The sequence below is a fragment of the Acidisoma sp. genome (assembly GCF_035492295.1).
Classification (GTDB): Bacteria; Pseudomonadota; Alphaproteobacteria; order Acetobacterales; family Acetobacteraceae; genus Acidisoma.
Genome location: NZ_DATJJK010000078.1, coordinates 1 through 24779, shown reverse-complemented (window position 1 = coordinate 24779; position 24779 = coordinate 1). Strand labels below are relative to the sequence as shown.

The 24779-nt window shown below is 63.3% G+C and carries 20 protein-coding genes, 4 tRNA genes and 1 pseudogene; 1 reads left to right on the top strand and 24 read right to left on the bottom strand.

Features of this window, described 5'->3' with window-relative positions; genetic code table 11:
- Positions 1–151: 151 nt before the first annotated feature.
- The 24 genes and pseudogenes from VL752_RS05675 to lon form a co-directional block, all read right to left on the bottom strand.
- Positions 152–241 (bottom strand) — tRNA-Ser (locus VL752_RS05675).
- 72 nt (positions 242–313) lie between these two features.
- Positions 314–1051, bottom strand: a complete 738-nt coding sequence (locus VL752_RS05670) for a response regulator transcription factor (RefSeq protein WP_325353030.1) — start codon at positions 1049–1051, stop codon at positions 314–316.
- Positions 1052–1389: 338 nt separating this feature from the next.
- A tRNA-Val gene (locus VL752_RS05665) sits at positions 1390–1464 on the bottom strand.
- Between the two features lie 145 nt (positions 1465–1609).
- Positions 1610–3262: a ribonuclease J gene (locus VL752_RS05660; protein ID WP_325353028.1), complete on the bottom strand. Its 1653-nt coding sequence runs from the start codon at positions 3260–3262 to the stop codon at positions 1610–1612.
- Positions 3263–3279: 17 nt separating this feature from the next.
- Positions 3280–4089: a type III pantothenate kinase gene (locus VL752_RS05655; RefSeq protein WP_325353026.1), complete on the bottom strand. Its 810-nt coding sequence runs from the start codon at positions 4087–4089 to the stop codon at positions 3280–3282.
- 3 nt (positions 4090–4092) lie between these two features.
- Positions 4093–4884: a biotin--[acetyl-CoA-carboxylase] ligase gene (locus VL752_RS05650; RefSeq protein ID WP_325353024.1), complete on the bottom strand. Its 792-nt coding sequence runs from the start codon at positions 4882–4884 to the stop codon at positions 4093–4095.
- The gene (nuoN, locus tag VL752_RS05645) at positions 4881–6305 is read right to left on the bottom strand and encodes an NADH-quinone oxidoreductase subunit NuoN (protein WP_325353022.1); all 1425 of its coding nucleotides are present in this window, start codon (positions 6303–6305) and stop codon (positions 4881–4883) included. Before nuoN ends, VL752_RS05650 begins: the two co-directional genes overlap by 4 nt.
- A complete protein-coding gene (locus VL752_RS05640; protein WP_325353020.1) occupies positions 6305–7849 on the bottom strand; it encodes an NADH-quinone oxidoreductase subunit M in 1545 nt (514 codons plus the stop codon). The genes nuoN and VL752_RS05640 overlap by 1 nt, the downstream gene beginning before the upstream one ends.
- Before the next feature lie 5 nt (positions 7850–7854).
- Positions 7855–9774 carry an NADH-quinone oxidoreductase subunit L gene (gene nuoL, locus VL752_RS05635; RefSeq protein ID WP_325353018.1) on the bottom strand — a complete coding sequence of 640 codons (1920 nt, stop codon included), beginning with the start codon at positions 9772–9774 and terminating at the stop codon, positions 7855–7857.
- A gap of 3 nt (positions 9775–9777) precedes the next feature.
- Positions 9778–10086: an NADH-quinone oxidoreductase subunit NuoK gene (gene nuoK, locus VL752_RS05630; protein ID WP_325353016.1), complete on the bottom strand. Its 309-nt coding sequence runs from the start codon at positions 10084–10086 to the stop codon at positions 9778–9780.
- Between the two features lies 1 nt (position 10087).
- A complete protein-coding gene (locus tag VL752_RS05625) occupies positions 10088–10804 on the bottom strand; it encodes an NADH-quinone oxidoreductase subunit J (protein ID WP_325353014.1) in 717 nt (238 codons plus the stop codon).
- 6 nt (positions 10805–10810) lie between these two features.
- Positions 10811–11299, bottom strand: a complete 489-nt coding sequence (gene nuoI, locus VL752_RS05620) for an NADH-quinone oxidoreductase subunit NuoI (protein WP_325353012.1) — start codon at positions 11297–11299, stop codon at positions 10811–10813.
- Between the two features lie 54 nt (positions 11300–11353).
- Complete coding sequence (gene nuoH, locus VL752_RS05615; RefSeq protein WP_325353010.1) at positions 11354–12358, bottom strand: NADH-quinone oxidoreductase subunit NuoH; 1005 nt, start codon at positions 12356–12358, stop codon at positions 11354–11356.
- A gap of 9 nt (positions 12359–12367) precedes the next feature.
- Positions 12368–14422, bottom strand: coding sequence for an NADH-quinone oxidoreductase subunit NuoG (gene nuoG / locus VL752_RS05610; protein WP_325353008.1), 2055 nt, complete (start codon positions 14420–14422; stop codon positions 12368–12370).
- A gap of 4 nt (positions 14423–14426) precedes the next feature.
- Positions 14427–15749 (bottom strand): NADH-quinone oxidoreductase subunit NuoF, encoded by a 1323-nt coding sequence (gene nuoF / locus VL752_RS05605; protein ID WP_325353006.1) that lies wholly within the window; start codon positions 15747–15749, stop codon positions 14427–14429.
- Positions 15750–15908: 159 nt separating this feature from the next.
- Positions 15909–16520: pseudogene (locus VL752_RS05600) on the bottom strand (complex I 24 kDa subunit family protein); the annotation flags it as partial.
- A gap of 2 nt (positions 16521–16522) precedes the next feature.
- A complete protein-coding gene (locus VL752_RS05595; protein WP_325353004.1) occupies positions 16523–17746 on the bottom strand; it encodes an NADH-quinone oxidoreductase subunit D in 1224 nt (407 codons plus the stop codon).
- Between the two features lie 3 nt (positions 17747–17749).
- Positions 17750–18397: an NADH-quinone oxidoreductase subunit C gene (locus VL752_RS05590; protein ID WP_408863065.1), complete on the bottom strand. Its 648-nt coding sequence runs from the start codon at positions 18395–18397 to the stop codon at positions 17750–17752.
- On the bottom strand, positions 18390–18962 hold the full coding sequence (locus tag VL752_RS05585; RefSeq protein ID WP_325353002.1) for a NuoB/complex I 20 kDa subunit family protein: 573 nt from the start codon (positions 18960–18962) through the stop codon (positions 18390–18392). The genes VL752_RS05590 and VL752_RS05585 overlap by 8 nt, the downstream gene beginning before the upstream one ends.
- A 4-nt stretch (positions 18963–18966) precedes the next feature.
- Positions 18967–19338 carry an NADH-quinone oxidoreductase subunit A gene (gene ndhC / locus VL752_RS05580; RefSeq protein WP_408863064.1) on the bottom strand — a complete coding sequence of 124 codons (372 nt, stop codon included), beginning with the start codon at positions 19336–19338 and terminating at the stop codon, positions 18967–18969.
- A gap of 230 nt (positions 19339–19568) precedes the next feature.
- Positions 19569–19645: transfer RNA gene (locus tag VL752_RS05575), tRNA-Asp, on the bottom strand.
- Positions 19646–19948: 303 nt separating this feature from the next.
- Positions 19949–20023: transfer RNA gene (locus VL752_RS05570), tRNA-Val, on the bottom strand.
- 44 nt (positions 20024–20067) lie between these two features.
- A complete protein-coding gene (locus tag VL752_RS05565) occupies positions 20068–20340 on the bottom strand; it encodes an HU family DNA-binding protein (RefSeq protein WP_325352998.1) in 273 nt (90 codons plus the stop codon).
- Between the two features lie 292 nt (positions 20341–20632).
- Positions 20633–22966, bottom strand: coding sequence for an endopeptidase La (lon, locus tag VL752_RS05560; RefSeq protein ID WP_408863063.1), 2334 nt, complete (start codon positions 22964–22966; stop codon positions 20633–20635).
- A gap of 461 nt (positions 22967–23427) precedes the next feature.
- Here lon and VL752_RS05555 point away from each other — a divergent pair, with 461 nt between their 5' ends.
- Positions 23428–24684, top strand: coding sequence for a lactonase family protein (locus tag VL752_RS05555; RefSeq protein ID WP_325352994.1), 1257 nt, complete (start codon positions 23428–23430; stop codon positions 24682–24684).
- The last annotated feature ends 95 nt before the right edge of the window (positions 24685–24779 follow it).

Below are 24779 nucleotides of genomic sequence, written 5' to 3'. Positions count from 1 at the left end.
TGATCTGCCGACGACCAATGCCGCCGCGTTCGTGCGCCACTCCTTCGCTTGGCTGCTTAAGCCTCCCGGGGAGGCGTGACCGCCTGCCTGCGGAGGTTACTTCCGGCCGGGAACGCGAAGAACACTCAAAAAAGCTTCGGTGTCTAAAAAATGGCGGACAGGGTGGGATTCGAACCCACGGTACGCTTGCACGCACGGCGGTTTTCAAGACCGCTGCCTTAAACCGCTCGGCCACCTGTCCGTCCGAGGCCGGCGGCAAACTAGAGCGCATTGCGCTTCGGCGCCAGAGCGCCGAAACGCAACGCGCCCTGCATCAGGCGGAAATCACCTGCAAAGGTGCTGCCGCCGGTGCGGGCCGGGCAGCAGGCTGATTCGTGGTCGTCGCGTCCCGCACGATATAGCCGCGCCCCCAGACAGTGGTGATCACCTCCCCTGCCCCCGCCTGGGCAAGCTTGCGCCGCAGTTTGCAGACAAAGACGTCGATAATCTTGATGTCAGGCTCGTCATTCCCGCCATATAGATGATTGAGGAATGATTCCTTGGCGACGATGCTCCCGCTGCGCAGGAACAGCAGTTCCAGGATGCGATATTCCTTTTCCGTCAGATGAACGGTCTCCCCGTCCACCATGACGATGTTGGAATCCATGTCGAGCACGATCGGCCCAAGATTGATCTTGGAATGGCTGAGCCCCTTGGAGCGGCGCACGAGTGCCTGAATACGGGCGCCAAGCTCGGCCTCGTCGAAGGGCCGGGCCAGGAAATCATCCGCCCCGAGGGAGAAGGCCTTCACCTTCGCCTGCGGCCGAGTGAGGCTGGAGAGAACCAGGATCGGCACCGAGATCGAAGCCCAGCGCAGCCGGCGGATGACTTCGTAGCCATCGGTATCCGGCAGCATGAGGTCCATGATCAGGGCATCGTAGTCGTACCGCTTGGCAAGCTGATACGCTTCCTCTCCGGTCTCCACATGTTCGAGCACGGCGCCGCTCGATTTCAGCGCGCGTTGAATGACAGCAACGGCTTGGGCATCGGTATCAACAAGAAGGACACGCATCGGCCTACACCCTTAGGTTGTAGGCCGAAAATGCTACCCATGCGTGTAAAAGTCAATAAAGACTACAACTTAGGGTAGTCCTTCGTCTAATTTTAGAAACGGATCAACCGAATTGACAAAATCGCGATTAATTTCGATGATGTATCAATACTCAGAAGTATGAATTGCCCGGAGCAAGATCGATCCCAAGAGTTTTGGTACATTGCCTGCACCGCTTGGGTTTCGAAAACTGTGCAAATTCAACGGGATGAGAGTATCACCACCGAACGCAAGATTCAGAGACAACTCAGGGTTGCGTCTTCTGCAGGCTCAGCGAATGGAAGGGTGATCGGGAACCGTGGTGGGCGCAACAGGGATTGAACCTGTGACCCCCACCGTGTCAAGGTGGTGCTCTCCCGCTGAGCTATGCGCCCACGGTTCCGATGGCCGTCTTCCTAACCGCTGTTGCCCGGAGCCGCAAGAGGCAGCGTGAACGACGAGCCCCGCCGCGCCCGGGCATCGGCGTTGCACGGAGCGATTTGCAGCGCGGCTCCTGGCACACGCTGCAAACTTCACGAATCAGTTGTCGATTCGCATGAGGTGTACATCCACCAGCGGTCGCTTCTGCACCCGCCGCCCGACCACACGCCGGAGCGAGGCGCGGGCAGATTCGCCGAGGGCGAAATCATCGCGCCGCAGCGGCGCCGGCAGATCGGCGACCGCCGCCGTGAACTCGGCCACCATCCGCGCGGTCTCCGGATCCTCGGTTTCGAACAGCCCCGGCGCCGAAATCTGCGCCTGACCGAGCAGGCGACCGTTTTCGTCCAAAGCCAAGCTGCCAATGACGACGCCGTTGAAGAGCATCCGGCGACGCGCTGCGAGGACCCCGCCCGTCATCGGCACAAGCCGGTTGCCGTCTACCGCGAAGCGGCCGACCGGCGCGCTATCCACGATCTGCGGCGTGCCCGGCGCGAGGCGCAAGATATCGCCATCCTCCAGCATCAGCGGCTTCGCCCCCGCTTCCCGCGCAAGCCCGGCATGAGCGGTCAGATGCCGCCACTCCCCATGCACCGGAACCGACCATTCCGGGCGAACCAGCGCGTAGATCCGACGCAACTCGTCCCGCGCGGGATGGCCGGAGACATGGACCATATGGTCGTCATCCGTCATCAGGCGCACGCCGCGACGGGCGAGATTGTCCTGCACCAGGTTGATCGCCCGCTCGTTGCCGGGAATGACCCGGCTCGAGAAGATCACCGTATCGCCCTCACCCAAGGCAATGCGGGGATGGGTGTCGGCCGCAACGCGGGACATCGCGCTGCGCGCTTCGCCCTGACTGCCAGAGAGGATGAGCAGGAGGTTGTCGTCCGGCACATCGGCTGCCGCATCCTCGCTCAGAAAATGCGGCACATCGGCGAGGTAGCCGCATTCCCGCGCCGCTGCCTCGATATTGCGCAAAGATCTGCCCGCAATCGCAACCTGCCGCCCGACCGCGAGGGCCGCGAGGGCGATGCTTTCCAGCCGCGCGACATTGCTCGCGAAGCAGGTCACCGCAACGCGGCCGCTCAAATGACGTATGAGTTCGGGCAGCGCCCGGCGCACTTCCGCCTCGGAGCCGGAATGCCCCTCCACCGTCGCATTGGTGGAATCACCGATGATGGCAAGCACACCCCGATCGCCGAGCCGCTTCAGCGTCGCCTCATCCGTTACCGGACCCACGACCGGATCAGGATCGAGCTTCCAGTCGCCGCTATGCAGGATCAGGCCGTAAGGCGTGGTGATGGCAAGCGCCTGCGCTTCCGGCACCGAATGCGCCATGGCGACGAATTCGATTGAGAAGTCGCCGAGGGTAAGCTCGCTCCCAGACTGCACCACATGCAGCGGCACCTCTCCCAGCAACCCGGCTTCGGTGAGCTTCCGTCGCAGCACGGCGGCCGCGAAGGGGGTCGCGTAAACCGGGCATTTCAGCTGCCGCCAAAGCCAGGCAACCGCTCCCAAATGATCCTCATGGGCGTGCGTGATGATGAGGCCGAGCAGCTTGTCCCGCCGGTCGGCGATGAAGCCCGGATCGGGCACCATCACATCGACCTCGGGATGCTCGGGTCCGCCGAAGCCGAGGCCGCAGTCGACCGCCAGCCATTGCCCGTTACAGCGATAGAGATTGAGGTTCATGCCAATCTCGCCCGTCCCCCCGAGAGGGAGGAAGGCAAGATCGCCGTCAATATTGGTCATGGGGCCCCGATCCTTGGTCAGACTCCAGTGGGCTGGCGCTTCCAGTCGTTCGGCAGGCTGGGGGCGGGGTTGCGCAGCGCCAACAGACGCATCCCTTCCAGCGTAAGATCGGGATCAATCGATTCAAATATCGTGGTGCCTTCGGCAAAAAGCGGGGCGAGGCCGCCCGTCGCGATGACCTTGATGGGCACGCCGAACTCTCCGCGAATCCGGGTCACGAGGCCCTCGACCATGCCGACATAGCCCCAGAAGATGCCGGATCGCATCGCGGGCACGGTCGAACGTCCAATCACGACCTGAGGCCGGCCAATCGCAATGCGCGGAAGACGCGCCGCAGCCCTGTGCAAAGCCTCGATCGAGAGATTGACGCCGGGCGATATTATACCGCCAACGAAATTACCATCCTGGTCCACTACATCAAAGTTGGTAGCGGTTCCGAAATCCACAACCACCAATGGGCCGCCGTAGATCTGGTGTGCAGCGAGCGTATTGAGCAGCCGGTCCGCACCCACCTCGCTCGGCGTGTCGCTGCGAATCTCGAAACCCCAATCGAGCTCTGACGAGGCGATCATGGGCTCGACCTCGAACCATTCGCGGCAAAGGCGGCGCAGGTGATACAGCGCCGCCGGCACCACGATGCCGATCACCGCCCGGTCGATCGCGGCCGGGTCAATCCCGCAATGGCGCAGCAGCGTGAGCAGCCAGACGGCATATTCGTCCGAGGTGCGCTGCGCATCGGTCGAGATGCGCCAGATGCCGCGCCAGTCCGACCCGTCATGGACGGCCATGACGATATTGGTGTTGCCCGCGTCAACAACGAGAAGCATGGCCTATCCCTCCTGGCCCAGAAGCACATCCCCGGTGGATACCACCGTAATCTCGCCCCCCAACTCGCCTGCCACCGATAATAGCAGCGCACCCTCTTCCGAGAGGCCGGCAAAAGCCCCTTGCCGACTTCGTCGCGCATCCTTGATCGTGACCGGTGTCCCGATCGGATGCGCCGCCGCAAGCCAGGCAGACCTGACGGAAGCGAAGCCCTCATCGGCCAGACGGCCACGCCAGGCCTCCAGGCGGGCGAGGAAAACCTCGGTCACGGCACGCGGACTGGGTGGCTTGCCGGAGGGGGAGACGAGCGCTGCGGTCTGCCGACCCTCGACCGCCGGGGCCACCGCGAGATTGGCGCCGACCCCCGCGACCAGCCAATCGACCGCGCCTTCGGCCGACATCGCGGCATCGATCAGGATGCCGGCGAGCTTGGCGCCGTCCCGCAGCACGTCATTCGGCCATTTGAGCTGCAGCAGGCCGGGCGCGCCATCGAAGGCGCGCAGAGCCTCGATCAGTGCACAGCCCACGAGCAGGGCCCATTGCCCGGCGCCGCCCGCCTCGAAGGCGTTGCGCGGCCGCAGCAGCACCGAAAGATAAAGATTGCCGGGCGGGCAGGACCAGCTCCTCCCCCGGCTGCCGCGCGCCGCCGTCTGCCCTGCCGCCAAGATCGCGAGACCATCCGGCTCGCCCGCATGCGCGCGCGCCACACAAGCATCGGAAGTCGACGGGATCAGCGCAACATCGTCGAGCCGATACCCCCGCGGCAGAGGAACGGGCGGCCCCTCGCCTGCCCTCAACCCAAGAGAGCCGAGGCGGCCGCTTGCGCCGCCGTCGTCACCGGGCCCGCGACCAGGATGAAGAAGACCGTCGCGATCCCCGACACCGCCACCACGAAGGAAAGCGACGGCGCGCGGCGGTCGAAGGCCAGGACCGGCGTATCGAAATACATGATCTTGACGATGCGCAGGTAGTAGTAGGCGCCGATCACGCTGGTGATCACGCCGATCACGGCGAGCGTCCACAACCCGCTCTGGATCGCCGCCAGGAAGACATAGAGCTTGCCGAAGAAGCCCGAAAGCGGCGGCACGCCTGCCATGGAAAGCATGAAGACCGTCATGCCGAGCGCCAGCGCGCCGTCATTGTGGCCGAGCCCCGCGAGATCGGTGATCTTTTCAACCGGCCGGCCAGACTGTCGCATGGCAACAATCACACCGAAGGCGCCGAGCGTCATGAACACATAGGTTGCGAGATAGATCAGCGTCGCGGTGGTGCCGGCGGCGGTGCCAGCGGCCAGGCCCATCAGCGCGTAGCCGATGTGGCCGATCGAGGAATAGGCCATGAGGCGCTTGATATTGGTCTGTACCAGCGGCGCCAGGGCACCGAGGATGAGGGAGGCGATGGAGATGATCTCCACCAGCAGCTGCCACTGGCCGACGAGATGCCCGAAGGGCCCGATCATGACCCGGATCAGCAGCGCCAGCGCCGCGACTTTCGGTGCCGAGCCGAGCAGCGCGGTCACGGAACTCGGCGCCCCTTCATAGACGTCCGGCGACCACATGTGGAACGGCACCGCCGCGACTTTGAAGACGAGGCCCGAGAGCACGAAAACCATGCCGATGACGAGGCCGGCCGAGGGCGTGCCGCTGGTCAGTGCCGCCGCGATCTGGGCGAAATCCGTGGTGCCGGAGAAGCCGTAGGTCAGCGACATGCCGTAAAGCAGCAGCCCCGAGGCGAGCGAGCCGAGGACGAAATACTTCAGCCCCGCTTCGGCCGAGCGCAGCGTATCCCGCGCGAAGGCCGCGATGACATAGAGCGCCAGCGACTGCAGTTCGAGGCCGAGATAGAGGGTGATGAGGTTCGACGCCCCCACCATGATCATCATGCCGATGGTCGCGAAGAGGATGAGGACCGGGAATTCGGACCGGGCCATGCCATCCTGCTGGCGGTTGAAGTCGAGCGAGAGAATGATCGCGAGGGCGGCAGCCGCCAGGATCAGGATCTGGCTGAAGCGGCTGAAGGCGTCGGCGACGAAGAGACCGCCGAAGCCGATCCCCTGCGGGCTCGCGACCACACAACCGGCGGTCAGCAGCAGCGCGCCGAGCGAGAGCATGCTGGAAAGCTGGAAGGAGACCGTCTCGCGGGTGAAGACCCCCGCGAGCAGGATCGCCATGGCGAAGACCGAGAGCGCGATCTCCGGGAATGCGACAAGCCAGTTCATCAATTGGCCCCCCCGGCCAGAACGGTGCCTGCGGACGAGGCGAGATGCTGGGCGGTGCCGGCCAGCGCCACCGTATGGGCCTGGGCCATGGCGGTCGCCGTCGCATCGAAGAAGGTCGAGAAGCTCGCAGGATAGATGCCCATCCAAAGGGTCAGGATGACCAGCGGCACCAGCATCGCGATCTCACGCCCGCCAAGGTCTTTGAGCGCCGCCAGCTCCGGCCGTTCGAGCGTGCCGAAGACGACGCGCCGATACATGACGAGCGTATAGACCGCGCTCAGGATCAGCGTGGAGCCGGTCAGCAGCGCGACCCAGAAGTTCACTTTCAGCGCCGCCACGATGACCAGGATTTCGCCGATGAAGGCCGCCGTGCCCGGCAGGCCGACGGTGCCCATGACGAAGATCATGAAAAGCAGCGCATAGAAGGGCATGTTGCGGGCAAGGCCGCCGAACCCATCCATGCTCTGGCTGCGCGTCCTGTCCATCAGCACGCCGACGCAGATGAAGAGAGCGGCGGTGATGAAGCCGTGGCTGAGCATGCGGAACAGCGAGCCCTCGATCCCCTGCACCGAAAAGGTGAAGATGCCGACGACGGCGATGGCCATGTGGCCGACCGAGGAATAGGCGCAGAACTTCAACAGGTCCCGCTGCACGAGTGCCGCGATGGAGGTGTAGATGATGGCGACCACGGCCAGCGCGAACATCAGCGGCGCGAATTCCTGGCTCGCAATCGGCAGCATCGGCACCGAGAAACGCAGGAACCCGTAACCGCCCATATTGGCGAGCACGCCCGCGAGCAGCACGGAGCCTGCGATCGGCGCCTCGCGATGCGCGTCGATCAGCCAGGTATGCACCGGCCAGATCGGGATCTTCACCGCGAAAGCGGCGAGGAAGGCGAGGAAGAGCCAGAACTGCATGTGGGGCGGCAGCGGCATGCGCAGCATCGCCGGAATGCTCGTCGTTCCGTCATGAAACCAGATCGCGAGCAGACCCAGCAGCATGAGCATGGAGCCCGCGAACATGAAGAGGAAGAACTTGATCGCGGCATAGCGCCGACGCTCGCCGCCCCAAACGCCGATCATCACGAACATCGGGATCAGCACGGCTTCAAAGAAGACGAAGAACAGGACGAAATCCAGAGCGCTGAAGAGCCCGATCATGGTCGTTTCCATGACCAGGAAGGCGATCATGTATTCCCGCGCCCGGTTCGGCGTATTCCAGGCCGAGAGGATGGCGATCGGCGTGAGTGCGGTCGAGATCAGCACGAACATCACGCTGATGCCGTCCACCCCCATGCGGTAGTCGACGCCGAGCTGCGGCATCCAGGAGAGGGTTTCCACGAACTGGAAACCGGCCTGGGACTTGTCGAAGTCGAGCCATAGCAGGAGGCTCAGCACGAAGACGACGAGGCTGGTCCACAGCGCCGTCCAGCGGGCGGCGCGGGCCGCTGCCTCGTCATCGCCCCGCTGGAACAGCAGCACGACCACACCGGCAAGCGGCAGGAAGGTGAGCAGGGAGAGCAGCGGGAAACCGGCTTGGTTCATCGGGCTCACCGGAAAATCAGGAAGACGGAGATCAGAACAACAAGCCCGATCAGCATGACGAAGGCGTATTGCGCGACCGAACCGCTCTGCAGGCGGGTGAGCCCACCGGCCGAGCCGCGCGCGATCAGAGTGCCCCCTCTGGGAATGCCATCGAGAATCCCCTCGTCACCCACATGCCAGATGAGGCGGCCGAGCGCCCGGTAGGGACGGACGAAGATGACGTCATACATCTCGTCGAAATAATACTTGTTGAGCAGCAGCCGGTAGATCGGCGCGAAGCGCGTGGCCATCACCGCCGGCAGCTCGGGCTTGGCGATATACATCACATAGGCGAGCAGGATGCCGAGCAGGCCCAGCAGCGTCGGCAGTACTTCGATCAGGAAGGGCACGTGGTCGAGGTCGAGCAAGATCGACGGATGGTTGATGGCAACGATGGCGCCGTTCCAGAAGGCTTTCTGATCCGCACCGATGAAGTCATGCGCGAAGACGCCGCCCACGAAGATCGCGCCGAGTGCGAGGAAGAAGAGCGGGCCGCGCATCACCCAGGGGCTCTCGTGCACATGTTCCATGACGTGGCGGTCTGCCCGCTGCTTGCCGTGGAAGGTCATGAAGATCATGCGCCAGGAATAGAAGGCGGTCAGGAAGGCCGCGAGCACGGTGCAGACCCAAGCGTAGTAGTTGCCACCCATGAAGGAGGCGTTGACGATAGCGTCCTTCGAGAAGAAGCCCGAGAGCGGCGGGATACCGGCGAGTGCCAGGCTGCCGATCCACATCATGACGTAGGTATAGGGGATAAGCTTGGCGAGCCCGCCCATCTTCCGCATGTCCTGCTCGCCCGACATCGCATGGATCACTGACCCCGCGGTGAGGAAGAGCAGCGCCTTGAAGCAAGCATGGGTGATGAGGTGGAAGATGGCCGTCTGATAGGCGCCGACCGAGACGCCGACGAACATGTAGCCGAGCTGCGAGCAGGTGGAATAGGCGATGACGCGCTTGATGTCGGTCTGGGTGCAGCCGATCGTCGCGGCGAACAGCGCCGTGGTGCCGCCGATGACACCGACGACCACGAGGGCCGCAGGGGCATATTCCAGCAGCGGCGACATGCGCACCATGAGGAAGACGCCGGCGGTCACCATGGTCGCGGCATGGATGAGGGCGGAGACCGGCGTCGGGCCTTCCATCGCATCCGCCAACCAGGGGTGCAGCCCGAGCTGGGCCGACTTACCCATGGCGCCGATGAAGAGCAGGATGCCGATCACGTCGAGCGCGTTCAGATTGGCGCCGAAGAGATGATAGACGGCGTGGCTCTGACTGGCGGCAGCGGCGAAGATGTCCGGGAAGCGGACCGAGCCGAAGAGGAAGAAGACCAGCGCGATGCCGATGGCGAAGCCGAGGTCGCCGACGCGATTCATCACGAAGGCCTTGACCGCGGCGTCGTTGGCCGAAGCCTTCTCATACCAGAAGCCGATGAGCAGGTAGGAGACGAGGCCCACCCCTTCCCAGCCGAAGAAGAGCTGCACGAGGTCGTCCGCCGTCACCAGCATCAGCATGGCGAAGGTGAAGAGCGAGAGATAGGAGAAGAAGCGCGGAACCGAGCGGTCCCCCTCCATATAGCCCATGGAATAGATGTGGATGAGGGTGGAAACCACCGTCACCATCAGGACCATGACGGCGGAGAGGCTGTCGTAGCGCAGCGCCCAGTCGAAGTTGAAGCCGCCGACATGCAGCCAGGTGGCGACCGGGATGATCGTCTCCGGCACGCTGTGGGTCAGCATCTGCACGCCCGAGACGATGCCGCAGACCGCGGCGACCAGCATCAAGAGGACGCTGACGAAATGCGCGCCCTGATCCTTCAGCCAGGGGCCGAAGAGGCCCGCGACGAGGGAACCGACCAGGGGTGCGAAGACGGCAATAGCGAAGATCACGTCTCAGCCCTTCATCAGATTGACGTCTTCGACCGCGATCGAGCCGCGGTTGCGGAAGTAGATGACGACGATGGCGAGGCCGATCGCGGATTCAGCAGCCGCGACGGTCAGCACGAACATGGTGAAAATCTGCCCGGTGAGATCGTGCAGCTGGCCCGAGAAGGCGACGAAATTGAGGTTCACCGCGAGCAGGATGAGTTCGATCGACATCATGATGGTGATGACGTTCTTTCGGTTCATGAAGATCCCGAAGATGCCCACCACGAGCAGGATGGCCGAGACCACCAGATAGGGGCCGATACCGACGGGCATATCAATGCGCTCCCGTATGATGCGTCGCGGGCAGGCTTTCGCCCTCGGGCAGGGTCACGCGCTCCCCAGGTGGGGCCAGGGCGGGGTCCGGCCGCAGAATGCCGAGTTCCTTCACGCCCACGCCCACCGGCACATCCATCATGACGAGCGTATCGGCCGGGTGACGGGCATTCTGCCGCGCAATGACCTGAGACTTCGTGCGCACCCGCGAGCGGTGGGTCAGCACGATGGCGCCGACCATGGCGACCATGAGCACCATCGAAGAGGTTTCGAAAAGGAAGGCGTAGTGCGTGTAGAGCACGCGGCCGATGGCATCCGTATTGGTCAGGCCGGCGGGCATCGGGGTCATCCGCAGCCCCGCCGCCGCCGGCGCGATCTTCCAGCCGCCGATGATCAGCACCAGTTCGAGCAGCAGGATGACACCCACGACCGCGCCCATCGGGGCGTAGCGCTGCACGCCCGCCCGCAGCTCGGAGAAGTCAATGTCGAGCATCATGACGACGAAAAGGAAAAGCACCGCAACCGCGCCGACGTAGACGATGAGCAGGATGAACGCGAGGAACTCGGCCCCCGCGATGAGGAACAGGGCGGCGGCGTTGAAGAAGCAGAGGATGAGAAACAACACGGAGTGGACCGGGTTGCGCGCCGTCACCACCATGACCGCGGAGGCGATCATGATGATGGAGAAGAGGTAGAAGAAGAGCTGTGCAAAGATCATGGCGCTTTACCGGTACGGGGCGTCGAGTTCGAGGCGCCGCGCAAGCTCCGGCTCCCAACGGTCGCCATTCGAAAGCAGCTTCTCCTTGTCGTAGAGCAGCTCCTCGCGCGTTTCGGTGGCGTATTCGAAATTCGGCCCTTCCACGATAGCATCGACCGGGCAGGCCTCCTCGCAGAGACCGCAATAGATGCATTTCACCATGTCGATGTCGTAGCGCGTGGTGCGACGGGAGCCGTCCTCCCGCGGTTCGGCCTCGATGGTGATGGCCTGGGCCGGGCATATCGCCTCGCAAAGCTTGCAGGCGATGCAGCGCTCTTCACCATTGGCGTAGCGGCGCAGCGCATGCTCGCCGCGGAAGCGCGGGCTGAGCGGCGACTTCTCGAAGGGGTAGTTGATGGTGGCCTTGGGTTTGAACATGTAGCGGAGCGTGATCGCCATGCCGCCGACGAGTTCCGTCAGCAGCAGGCTGCGCGCCGCACGGTCGAGGACACCCATTATTCCATTCCTCCGTCTGCCGTCAGATAACGCGCAGCAACTCGGCTCAAAAAATCAGCCATGCGGCAGCCACCCGAAGATTTCGAGGGCGGCGGCGGTCAGCACCATCCAGCCCATGGACAGCGGCAGGAAGATTTTCCAGCCGAGACGCATGAGCTGATCGTAGCGAAAGCGCGGGAAGGTCGCGCGGACCCAGATGAAGACGAACATGATCATGCAGATCTTGAGGATCAGCCAGATCGGGCCCGGGATGAAGACCAGGAAGGGCAGCGGCGACATCCAGCCACCCAGGAACAGGATGGAGATCATCGCGCTCATCAGCGTCATGTTCGCGTATTCGCCGAGGAAGAACATGGCGTAGCTCATGGAGGAATATTCCACCATGAAGCCGGCCACGATCTCGCTCTCGCCTTCAGGAAGGTCGAAGGGCACGCGGTTGCATTCGGCCAGTCCGGAGATGAAGAAAACGATGAGCATCGGAAACAGGGGAATGCAGAACCAGAGGCCGTTCTGCGCCTTCACGATGTCATTGAGGTTCAGGCTGCCGACGCAGAGGAGAACGGAAACCATGACGAAGCCGATGGAGACTTCGTAGGAGACCATCTGCGCTGCCGAGCGTAGCGCGCCGAGGAAGGCGTATTTCGAATTGGACGCCCAGCCGGCGATGATGATGCCGTAGACGCCGAGCGAGCTGATCGCGAAGAGATAAAGGATGCCGACATTGATATTGGCAACGGCGAGGCCGTTGCCCGTCGGCACCACCACCCAGGCGAGCATGGCAAGGCCGAAGGTCAGGATCGGCGCGATGAGGAAAAGAGCCCGGTTCGCCCCCGAGGGGATGATCGTCTCCTTCATCACCATCTTGACGGCGTCGGCGAAGGGCTGCCAGAGGCCGAAGGGGCCGACGACGTTCGGCCCCTTGCGGAGTTGCATCGCCGCCATTACCCGGCGTTCGCCGTAGGTCGCGTAAGCCACGATGATGAGCAGCGGCACGAGAACCGCGAGGGTCTCGAGGGCCGCAAGGATGATCTGGCCGAGGATGGTCGAGAAGAAACCCATGGCCCTGTCTTACTCCGCCGCCTGAAGAACGGGCGCAAAAGTCTCGGTGCAGGCCTGCATCGTGGGGCTCGCGCGACTGATCGGATCGGTCTGATAATAATCTCTGATGACGACAGGGAAGGGCTCGGCTGAAAGGTCCTGGCCTTGATCCGCCGGGCCCGCGGTATCGGTGGTGCCCACGCGCAGGAACTGGCCGACGGTCGCGAAGACCGGATTAAGCGCTTCCATGCGGGCGCGCAGCACCTCGATGGTGTCGTAGGGCAGCGTATGGCCCACCACCGCGCTGAAGGCGCGGATGATGCGCCAATCCTCCTTCGCCTCACCCAAGGGGAAGACCGCCTGCTGCGTGCGCTGCACGCGGCCTTCGGTGTTCACGTACGTGCCGCTCTTCTCGGTATAGGCGGCACCAGGCAGGATGACATCGGCGCGGGCCGCACCGCGGTCGCCATGATGACCCTGGTAAATGACGAAGGTTTCCGGTGCGATGGCCGCCGCGTCAAATTCGTCCGCGGCAAGCATCCACAGCACGTCGACCCCGCCATAGACCATCGTGGCCCATTCCTTCGCACCGGCCTGCGGTACGAAGCCGAGGTCGAGCCCGCCGACGCGGGCGGCCGCGCGATGCAGCACGTTGAACCCGTACCAGCCTTCGCCGAAGCCACCGACCTTTTCGGCGAGCGCCCAGGCGGCGGCAAGCACCGCCGCACCGCCCTCGCCTTCCAGAGCCCCCTCGCCCAGCACGATCATCGGCTTTGCGGCGCGCCCCAGCACCTCGGCAAAGGGATGGCTGCCGTCGAGCAGCGCTGTCAGCGTATCGGCCCCTGCCCCGATGATCTCGGAGGGATAGGTGAGATCGGCGGCCTGACCGATAACGGCCACAGGCAGCCGGTTGGCGCGCCAGCGCTTGCGGATACGGGCATTGATGATCGGCGCCTCATGGCGCGGATTGGTGCCGATGAGGAGAAGCGCATCCGCCTCCTCGATCCCGGCAATGGTGGTGTTGAAGAGGTAGTAATCACGGCGCGAGGTATCGAAAGCGGCGCCACCCTGGCGACAATCGACATTGCCGGAACCGAGGGACGCCATCAGGTCTTTCAGCGCCAGCATGCTTTCGGCATCCGCCTGATCGCCGGCGACGGCACCGATCCGATCCCCGGAAACACCGCGGAGGCGGCCGGCGATGGCGAGGAATGCCTCTTCCCAGGTGACGGGCTGCAGTTTGCCACCGACGCGCAGCCAGGGCTTGTCCAGCCGGCGGCGGGTGAGACCATCCGCAATGGCGCGGGACTTGTCGGCCAGCCACTCCTCGTTGACGTCCTCATTGAGGCGCGGCAGCACGCGCATCACCTGCGGACCGCGCGCGTCGATGCGGATCGCCGAACCCACGGCATCCATGACGTCGATGCTGTCGGTCTTGCGCAGCTCCCAGGGTCGCGCGCTGAACGTATAAGGTTTCGACGTCAGCGCGCCGACGGGGCAGATATCGACGAGGTTGCCCGAGAGTTCGGAGGACAGCGCCTTCTGCACATAGGTCGTGATTTCAAGGTTTTCGCCGCGCTGCGTGCCGCCCAGTTCCGGCACACCGGCAATCTCGGTCGCGAAACGCACGCAGCGGGTGCACTGAATGCACCGCGTCATCACCGTGCGGACGATGGGGCCGAGATCCTTGTCGCGCTGCGCCCGCTTCGGCTCGGTATAGCGGGAATGGTCACGGCCATAGGCCATGGCCTGGTCCTGCAGGTCGCATTCGCCGCCCTGGTCGCAGATCGGGCAATCCAGCGGGTGGTTGATGAGCAGGAATTCCATCACCCCGCGGCGGGCCTTGCGCACCATCGGGCTGTCGGTCTTCACCACCATGCCCTCGCCCACCGGGAACGCGCAGGAAGCGACCGGCTTCGGTGCCTTCTCGACTTCCACCAGGCACATGCGGCAATTGGCCGCGACCGAGAGCCTGTCGTGGAAACAGAAGCGCGGAATCTCCTTGCCCGCGGCTTCGGCCGCCTGCAGCACGGAGAATCCGGCAGGGACCTCGACCTCGATCCCGTCAATGGTGAGCTTGGGCATCGCGCTACTCCGCCGCAATCGCCATGGGTTGGGTGGCCGCGGAAGAGACGCCGCGGCTCGCCTTATAGGCGGCGATCCGCTCCTCCATCACGGGGCGGAAATGACGGATCAGGCCCTGGATGGGCCAGGCCGCCGCATCGCCCAGCGCGCAGATCGTATGGCCTTCGACCTGGCGGGTAACCTGTTCGAGCATGTCGATCTCTTCGAGCTCGGCGCGCCCCTCGACCATGCGGTTCATGATCCGCATCATCCATCCCGTGCCTTCGCGGCAGGGCGTACACTGGCCGCAGCTCTCGTGCTTATAGAAAGCCGAGATGCGGGCAATCGCCTTGATCAGATCGGTTGATTTGTCCATGACGATGACCGCGCCGGTGCCGAGGCCGGAGCGCATTTCGCGCAACCCGTCGAAATCCATGATGGCAGTCTCGGCCATCTCCTTGGTGATCATCGGCACCGAGACGCCGCCCGGAATGATGGCGAGGAGATTGTCCCAGCCGCCGCGCACGCCGCCCGCGTGGGTTTCGATAAGCTCGCGCATCGTGATGCCCATCGATTCCTCGACGGTGCAGGGCCGGTTCACATGGCCCGAGATGCAGAAGAGCTTGGTGCCCTGGTTCTTGTCCCGGCCGAAGCTTGAGAACCAGGCGGCACCACGCCGCATGATGGTGGGAGAGACAGCGACCGTCTCGCAATTCGTCACCGTGCTGGGCAGGCCATAGAGACCCATCGCCGCCGGGAAAGGCGGCTTGGAGCGCGGCATGCCCTTCTTGCCTTCGAGGCTTTCGATCATCGCCGTCTCTTCGCCGCAAATATAGGCGCCGGCGCCGCGATGCACGAAGACGTCGAAGTCATAGCCCGACCCGGCCGCATTCTTACCCAGCAGCCCGGCCTCGTAGGCCTCCTCCACGGCCGCCTGCAGGCGCGTGTATTCGAGCCAGTATTCGCCGCGAATGTAGCAGTAGGCGGCGGTCGCCCCCATCGCGAAGCCGGCAATCAGGCAACCTTCCACCAGCTTGTGCGGCTCATTGCGCAGGATCTCGCGATCCTTGCAGGTGCCTGGTTCGCTCTCGTCGCAGTTGACGAGGAGATAGGCCGGCTTGTCGCCGCGGTCCTTCGGCATGAAGGACCATTTGAGACCAGAAGGGAAACCCGCCCCACCACGGCCGCGCAGGCCCGAGGCCTTGATCTCGTCGACGATGGCGAAGCGGCCGCGGGCGAGCAGATCGGCCGTTCCATCCCAATCGCCGCGCGCCCGAGCAGCATCCAGCTGCCAGGAGCCCTGGCCATGCACGTTGGTGAAAATCCGGTCCTTGTCATCAAGCGCCATGGATCACGCTCCTGGCTTCGCGGGCGTGTCGCCCGGCGGATTGGTGCCGTCCGCGGCAGCGGCGGCGGCAGCTTCGGCGGCGGCGCGGGCCACCGCAGCCTCGTGCTCGCGCTTCATGGCGGCGTATTTCGCGGGCGACCAGAAATCGTCCGGGTGGGTCAGAGTTGTGGGGCCACCCTCGGCTTGGGAACCGAGACGGTCGATGGTCGGGCCCGGCGGCGGCATCTCGCCGCGGCGGAAAGCCGCGATCAGCGCTTCCGTGCGGGGTCCATCGAGGTCCTCATAGTAATTCTCGTTGTTGACTTGCATCATCGGCGCGTTGACGCAGGCGCCAAGGCATTCGACCTCGACCATGCTGAACAGTCCGTCCGCGCTCACTTCGCCGAAATGCGAAAGCCCCGCGGCTTTCTTGCAGGCGGCCACCACCTCGTCCGACCCGCGCAGCCAGCAGGGGGTCGTGGTGCAGACCTGTAGATGGTAGCGACCGACCGGCTTGAGGTTGAACATCGTATAGAAGGTCGCGACCTCATAGACGCGGATCGGCGGCATATCGAGGATCTCGGCCACGACATCCATGGCAACACGCGGCACCCAGGCACTGCCCGTCTCGCGGCCGACCTGGTTCTGCACGACATAGAGGACGAAGAGGACACCGCTCGCCTTCCGCTCAGGCGGATAGCGCAGCAGAATGCGGTCGATCTCGGCGAGGCTTTCAGCATCAAAAGCGAAGCTCGTGGGCTCCGCGACCATGGCGTCTGGGGAGTGGCTCATGATTACCTGTCGATTTCGCCAAAGACGAGGTCGATGGACCCGATGATCGAGACCGCGTCGGCCAGCATGTGGCCGCGCGCCATCTTGTCCATGGCCTGGAGATGGGCGAAGCCTGTCGGCCGGATCTTGCAGCGATACGGCCTGTTGGTGCCGTCCGCCACGAGATAGACCGCGAATTCGCCCTTGGGAGCCTCGACCGCCGTATAGGTCGCGCCGGCCGGAACGTGGAAGCCTTCCGTAAACAGCTTGAAGTGGTGGATCAGCGCCTCCATCGAGCGCTTCATCTCTCCGCGCCGGGGCGGCGTGAACTTGTTGTCCTGAACCCGCACCGGGCCCGGTTTCATCTTCGCCAGACACTGCCGCATGATCTTGACGCTCTCGCGCATCTCCTGGACGCGGATGAGGTAGCGATCATAGCAATCACCGTTGCGGGCGACCGGAATGTCGAAGGCAAGCTCGTTATACTTGGAATAGGGCTGGGCACGGCGCAGATCCCACGGCACCCCGGAGGCGCGCAGGTTGGGGCCGCTGAAACCCCAGTTGAGCGCCTCTTCCGCCGTGACGATGCCGATATCGACGGTGCGCTGCTTCCAGATGCGGTTCTCCGTCAGCAGCCCTTCCATATCATCCACGAAGGTCGTGAACGTGTCGCACCACGCGGCGATCTTCTCTTCCAGACCCGCCGGGAGATCGCGGTTCACGCCGCCCGGGCGGATGTAGTTCGCATGCATGCGCGCGCCGGAGGCCGCCTCATGGAATTCCATAAGCTGCTCGCGCACCTCATAACCCCACAGGCTCGGCGTGGTCGCCCCGGCGTCGAGCGCGAAGGAGGTCACGTTGAGAATGTGGTTGAGGATACGGGTGATTTCCGCAAACAGCGTGCGGATCCACTCAGCCCGCTCCGGCACCTCGATGCCAAGAAGCTTCTCGACCGCCATGGCGTAGCAATGTTCCTGCGCCATTGGGCTCACATAATCCAGCCGGTCGAAATACGGAACGTTCTGCAGATAGGTCCGGTATTCCATCAGCTTTTCGGTGCCGCGATGCAGCAGCCCGACATGCGGATCGGCACGGTCGATAACCTCGCCGTCCATTTCCAGGATGAGGCGAAGAACGCCGTGGGCAGCCGGATGCTGCGGCCCGAAATTCAGCGCGTGGCTGTCGATCTCGATGATCTTGGTCTCGGGATTGACGACCGGGCGTTCCGAAATGGTGGTGTCGCTCATGCCTCAGCCCTCCCGATGCGCTTTCTCGTCACCGGGCAGCGTCGTCATGCCTTCCCAGGGCGAGATGAAGTCGAAGCGGCGATAGTCCTGCACGAGTTTGACGGGCTCATACACGACCTGGCGGCGCTCCTCGTCGTAGCGAACCTCGACATAGCCGGTCATCGGAAAGTCCTTGCGCATCGGATGACCGACGAAGCCGTAATCGGTCAGGATACGGCGGAGATCGGGCTGGCCCGAGAAGGGAATCCCGAACAGGTCCCAGGTCTCGCGCTCCCACCAGGTGGCGGCTGCCCAGAGGCCGGCGACGGAGGGTACCGGCTGCGCGCCGTCCGTCCTGACGATCACACGAACGCGCTGGTTCAGCGAGACGGAGAGGAGGTTGTAGACCACCTCGAAACGCTCCGGGCTGGTCGGCCAGTCCACGCCGCAGATATCCATGCACTGCTCGAAGGAGAAGCGCGGCTCATTCTTCAGCACCGTCATCACCGAGATGAGCCCGGCGAGATCAGTGCGCAGCACCACCTCCCCCACCTCGATGCCGGCGGAAAGCACGCCGGGCAGGCCAGCGACCGCCTGGGTGAGCGCCTCAGTCGGGCTCAGCGGCGCCGGAACCTGTTCCGCGCTCGGCGCGATCTCGGGAGCGTCAGCCACGGAGGATGGTCCCGGTGCGGCGGATTTTTTTCTGCAACTGCATGATGCCATAGACCAGCGCTTCAGCCGTCGGCGGGCAGCCCGGAACATAGATGTCCACGGGCACGATGCGGTCGCAGCCGCGCACGACGGAGTAGGAATAATGGTAATAGCCGCCGCCATTGGCGCAGCTGCCCATGGAGATGACCCAGCGCGGCTCGCTCATCTGGTCGTACAGTTGGCGCAGCGCTGGCGCCATCTTGTTGGTCAGCGTGCCGGCGACAATCATCACGTCACTCTGCCGCGGGCTCGCGCGCGGGATCACGCCCATACGATCCAGATCGTAGCGCGGCATATAGGCGTGAATCATTTCGACCGCGCAGCAGGCGAGGCCGAAGGTCATCGGCCAGAGGCTGCCGGTGCGCGCCCAGTTCACGATCTTGTCCAGATTGCCGACGACGAAACCCTTGCCGGTGATCTCACCGGTGATGGCCTTCATGACCGCATCCTGATCGGGGCCCGGCGGAAGCTCGCGTCCGTTCCAGACGAGCTCGGTCCCGCTATCGCCGGAGATTGAACCGCTCATGGCGTTACTCCCAATCCAGCGCGCCTTTGCGCCAGGCATAGATGAAGCCGACCGTGAGCTCAGCCAGGAAAGCGAGCATGGTCAGAAAGCCCATGACCCCGATATGCGAGAGGCTGACCGCCCAGGGAAAGAGGAAGGCGACCTCGAGGTCGAAAATGATGAAAAGGAGGCAGACGAGATAGAAGCGCACATCGAAGCGGCGCCGCGCATCGTCGAAGGGGTCGAAGCCGCATTCATAGGCCGACAGCTTTTCGGCATAGGGCTTCTGACGGGCGGCGAGCATGGCGCCTGCCATCATGGCACCGGCAATCCCCAGGGCGATCGCACCAAAGATCAGGATTGGCCAGTACTGCGACAGCAGAGGTTGCACCTTCATCTCCTTGGTCGAAAGCTACCGCGGCAGGACGCCCCGGCGCGGCGGGCCTATACCGCAGCAGCGAATGGACCCTAATCCCTCCGTCAGCGCCGCGCCACCCCCCTTAACCCATTGTCATGAAAGACATGTAACCAAGGTCGGTAAGGTGCGGGTAAGCACCGACCCTATGCGGGACCGGCTGAAACGGATGAGGATTTTGGGGATTGTCACAGGTAGTGTCTTTTTGTCGCTGGCGCGAGTGACGGGGCTCGAACCCGCGACCTCCGGCGTGACAGGCCGGCGCTCTAACCAACTGAGCTACACCCGCAGCGACGGGAGGGGAAGTAACCCGGGTGCTGCCCACCGTCAAGCGCTGGAAACCCAGGAAAACGCCGATCCGCCGCGCGCCAGGAACGGGCCCGCATGGCGCGGTTGAGCGTTGACATCAATCCGTCGCAATTTCGGTGAGTCGCCGTGCTGAACCGGGCACGCCGCATCCGCGCCCGATAAGCAGCGCCGTGAGCAGGCTCAGTCGAACCGCGGGCTTTGCGGCGCTGCTACCTGAAGGAGGCGCAGCGCTGATCGGATGGATGCGGACAATACAGGCCAGCAGTGGGAAAAGCACTGGCCGTGGTGGGCGGTGACGGTTTCGAACCGCCGACCCTCTCGGTGTAAACGAGACGCTCTCCCGCTGAGCTAATCGCCCGAAATGTCCGGCGGACGGCCCAAGGGCGGCCCGCCGGGACAAAATCAGTTAACGGCGTCCTTCAGACCCTTGCCAGCCTTGAACTTCGGCTGCTTGGAGGCCGGAATCTTGATCGTCGCACCAGTCCGCGGGTTGCGGCCCTCAGACGCGGCGCGCTTGCTGACCAGGAATGTGCCGAAGCCGACGAGACGGACTTCGTCGCCCTTCTTCAGGGTCCCGGTAATGCCTTCGAAAATCGCATCGACGGCCTTGGCAGCATCGGCCTTGGTCAGACCAGCACTCTCGGCAACATGAGCAACGAGGTCGTTCTTATTCACTAGCGCCCCCTATAAGCGTCCGAAGCAGCGGCACATTCGGCCTGGTTAGGCTTCGGCGGATTGAATGAACCGGCCCGTGACGTAACGCACTCTAATTGGACCGGAGGTTGGCTTTTATGCCCAAATTCGGCGGGTCACTCAACCAGGAATCGGCTGCAAAACCGCCGCGGATGGCGAATTTCGGCGGTTTTCTGTGGGTTTTTTCGTTCTGCCCCGAGTCGCGGACAAGAAAAAACCCGCCGACCCCGAAAAAACGGAGCCGGCGGGTCCTGTCTTCCCGCGCGAGTCGCGGTCAGTGCCGAATCACTTCTTCCTTCGCCTCGGCGACCCGCGCGATGGCCGCGGGCTCCTCGGGTTCGGACCATTCGATCGGTGTCGGCGGCGTGACGAGCGCGTTCTTCAGCAGCTCGTCGATCGTCGAGATCGAGATGATCTTGAGGCCACGCTTCACATTGTCCGGAATGTCGGCCAGATCCTTTTCGTTATCCTTGGGGATCAGAACCGTCTTCAGACCGCCGCGCAGCGCCGCCAGCAGCTTTTCCTTCAAGCCGCCGATCGGCAGGACGCGACCGCGCAGCGTGATCTCGCCGGTCATCGCGATATCCTTGCGAACCGGGATGCCGGTCAGCACGGACACGATGGCGGTGGTCATGCCGACACCGGCGGACGGGCCGTCCTTGGGCGTCGCGCCTTCCGGCACGTGCACGTGGACGTCCTTCTTGTCGAACACGGTCGGCTTGATGCCCAGGCTCGGGGCGCGGCTTTTGATATACATCTCGGCCGCCTGAACCGATTCCTTCATCACGTCGCCCAGCTTGCCGGTCATCGTCACCCGGCCCTTGCCGGCCAGCGAGACGGCTTCGATCTGAAGCAGTTCACCGCCGACCTCGGTCCAGGCCAGACCGGTCACGATACCGACCGCATCCTCGAGCTCGGCCTCGCCGAAGCGATATTTCCGCACGCCGGCGAACTTATCGAGGTTGCGGCGGGTGACCGCGACCTTTTCAAGCTTCTTGACCAGGATCTCCTTGATCGACTTGCGGCACAGATTCGCAATCTCACGCTCCAGGCTGCGGACGCCCGCCTCCCGCGTGTAATAGCGAACCAGGTCGCGAATCGCGTCGTCAGAAACCGAGAACTCGGCCGGCTTCAGCCCGTTGGCCTCGATCTGTTTGGTGACGAGATACTGCTTGGCGATCTCGACCTTTTCGTCTTCGGTGTAGCCGGAGATGCGGATCAGCTCCATGCGGTCGAGCAGTGGCTGCGGCATGCGCAGCGTGTTCGCCGTGCAGATGAACATCACGTCCGACAGGTCGTAATCGACCTCCAGATAATGGTCGTTGAACGTGCTGTTCTGCTCGGGGTCCAGAACCTCCAGCAAGGCAGAAGACGGGTCACCGCGCCAGTCCGCACCCAGCTTGTCGATCTCGTCGAGCAGGAATAGCGGGTTGGACGACTTGGCCTTCTTCATGCCCTGGATCACCTTGCCCGGCATAGAGCCAATATAGGTGCGCCGATGACCGCGGATTTCGGCCTCGTCGCGCACGCCGCCCAGCGACATACGGACGAAGTTGCGGCCGGTGGCCTTGGCGATCGACTTGCCGAGCGATGTCTTGCCGACACCGGGCGGGCCAACCAGACACAGGATCGAACCTTTGACCTTGTCCGTCCTCTGCTGGACCGCAAGATATTCGAGTATCCGTTCCTTGACCTTTTCCAGACCGTAATGGTCGGAATCGAGCACGCTTTCGGCCAGCTGGATGTCCTTCTTGATCTTGGTGCGCTTGCCCCACGGAATGGACAGCATCCAGTCGAGATAGTTGCGCACGACAGTCGCCTCGGCCGACATCGGGCTCATCGTCCGCAGTTTCTTCATCTCGGCCTTGGCTTTTTCCTTGGCCTCCTTGGTGAACTTGGTCTTGTTGATGCGCTCTTCGAGTTCGGCCAGCTCGTCGCGGCCTTCCTCGCCTTCGCCAAGCTCCTTCTGGATCGCCTTGAGCTGCTCGTTCAGATAATACTCGCGCTGCGTCTTCTCCATCTGACGCTTGACGCGGCTTCTGATCTTACGCTCGACCTGCAGCACGCCAATCTCGCCTTCGATCAAGGCAAGCACGCGCTCCAGCCGTTCGACCGTGTTCAGCGTCTCAAGGAGCTGCTGGCGATCGGGAATCTTGACCGTCAGGTGCGAAGCGACCGTATCGGCGAGCTTCGCCGGGTCGTCGATCTGCGCAACTGAGGCCAGGGTTTCCGCCGGAACTTTCTTGTTGAGCTTGATATAGCTCTCGAAATTGGTCTTCACAGAGCGGACCAGCGCTTCGATTTCCTGCGCGTTGCCGGCCTGTTCCGGGATCGGCTCAATGAGTCCCTGGAAGAAATCCGTGCGGGGAGAAAAGCTCTTTACGCGCGCGCGGGCTTTGCCTTCCACGAGGACGCGGACGGTCTGATCGGGGAGCTTCAGAAGCTGCAGCACGGTGGCGAGCGTTCCGACGCGATAAAGCCCCTCCGGCGAGGGATCGTCTTCGCCGGCGTTCTTCTGCGTCAGAAGGAGGATCTGCTTCTCCTCGGTCATGACCTCTTCCAGGGCGCGGACGGACTTCTCGCGGCCGACGAAGAGGGGCACGATCATATGGGGAAAGACCACAATGTCGCGAAGCGGCAGAACCGCCGACAGGTGACCCTCCGACGAAGGGGGTGGTGTGGTTGGATTTTCGGGAATCAAAGACTCAGACATTGAGTGCTCCTTGCCCAGTTACACTAGCACGCAAGCCTTAAACCTTTGCCTGTGGCATCGTGGCGGGCGGGGTTTCCATGCCCCGAAATGGGCTCATGGACAGGCTGCGGCGCCCATCTTGGGCCGCCGCTAGTGGCTAAAGGTGGGCCCCGAACCGGGCGGTTTCAAGGTTTATTCCCGTGAAGGGGCTGGCAATCCAAGGATTTCAGTCGAATACGAGCTGCCGCGTTCAAGGTTCCTTAAGCGAAACTTTCGTGCACAGCAGTTTTGATGGCATTGTGATTGTTGCCAGCCGAGCGAAAGCGGCGCTTTAAGATTGTGCCTGGGAATTCGCGAATCAGAGAAAGGGGCGTCCCATGATCAACCGCCGCACCTTCACGGCCCTTATGGCCGGAACTTTGGCCGCAAGCGGTAAGTCGTTTGCTGAAACCGCACGGGGGAAAACCGTGTTCTACGCCAGTGTCGGAACGGAACTGTTTCTGTACGACGTCGATGCGGAAGCCGCGGCTCTGACACGGCGTTCCTCGGTGATGCTGCCAGCAGGCGTGCAGTATGCCTGGCCTCATCCCTCGAAGCGGTTCTTCTACGTCGCCTCGAGCAACGGCCAGCCAGGGGGCGGGGCCGTCAATCAAGGCGACAAGCATTATGCCAGTGCGTTTCGGGTTGATCCTGCGACCGGGGCGCTGACCCCGCATGGACAGACGCTGGCGCTCACGGCGCGGCCGATCCATATCAGCATCGATGGCGGCGGCGGCTTCGCCATGATCGCCTACAACGATCCGAGCAATCTAACCGTGTATCGCATCAATGCGGATGGGACCTTGGGCGCTTTGGTGCAGCAGCGCGCCAAGCCGGACATCGGCATCTATTCGCATCAGATTCGCACGACGCCTTCAAACAAAACGGCGATCCTGGTTTGCCGCGGCAACAATCCGGCGGATGGGAAGGGCGAGGACCCGGGCTCTCTAAAGGTGTTCGGATTCAATGAGGGGCAACTCACCAATCTCGCGTCCTATGCTCCGGGCAATGGCTATGGCTTTGGGCCGCGGCACCTGGATTTCCACCCCACCCTGCCCTTCGTCTATGTGTCGCTGGAGCGTCAGAACAAGCTCTACACCTATGGCTTGCAGTTAGACGGCACGCTGTCGCGCGACCCGCTCTTCATGAAGGATTCGCTGGGCGAACCCAACAATCGCCGCGCCGGCCAGGGTGCCGGGACCATTCACGTTCATCCCAACGGGCGCTTCGTGTATCAGGCGAACCGGAATTCCGCGGTGGTGGATTTTCAGGGGAAGAAGGTTTTCGCCGGCGGCGAGAACAATATGGCGGTGTGGTCCATCGATCAGAAGACCGGCGAACCGACGCTGATTCAGACGGCTGACGGTCACGCCAATCAGCTGCGCACATTTGGTATCGATCCGTCAGGGCGGATGCTGGTGGCGGCGAGCATCAGTCCCATTCTGATGCGCGAGGGAAATAACGTCGCGAATTTGAGCGCAGGGCTGACGGTTTATCGGATCGGCGGCGACGGGAAGCTTAGTTTCGTAAGGAAATACGACGTCGATACGTCGAAGGGCACGCAGTTCTGGAGCGGAATGGTGTCGCTGGGTTAGTGCGGTGGAGAGACCGCCTCCCCATCCGCCTTCGCCTGACGGCTTCGGCAGGACAAGCCCCGATCCTCTCCCCCGAGGGGGGAGAGGGGGTCGTT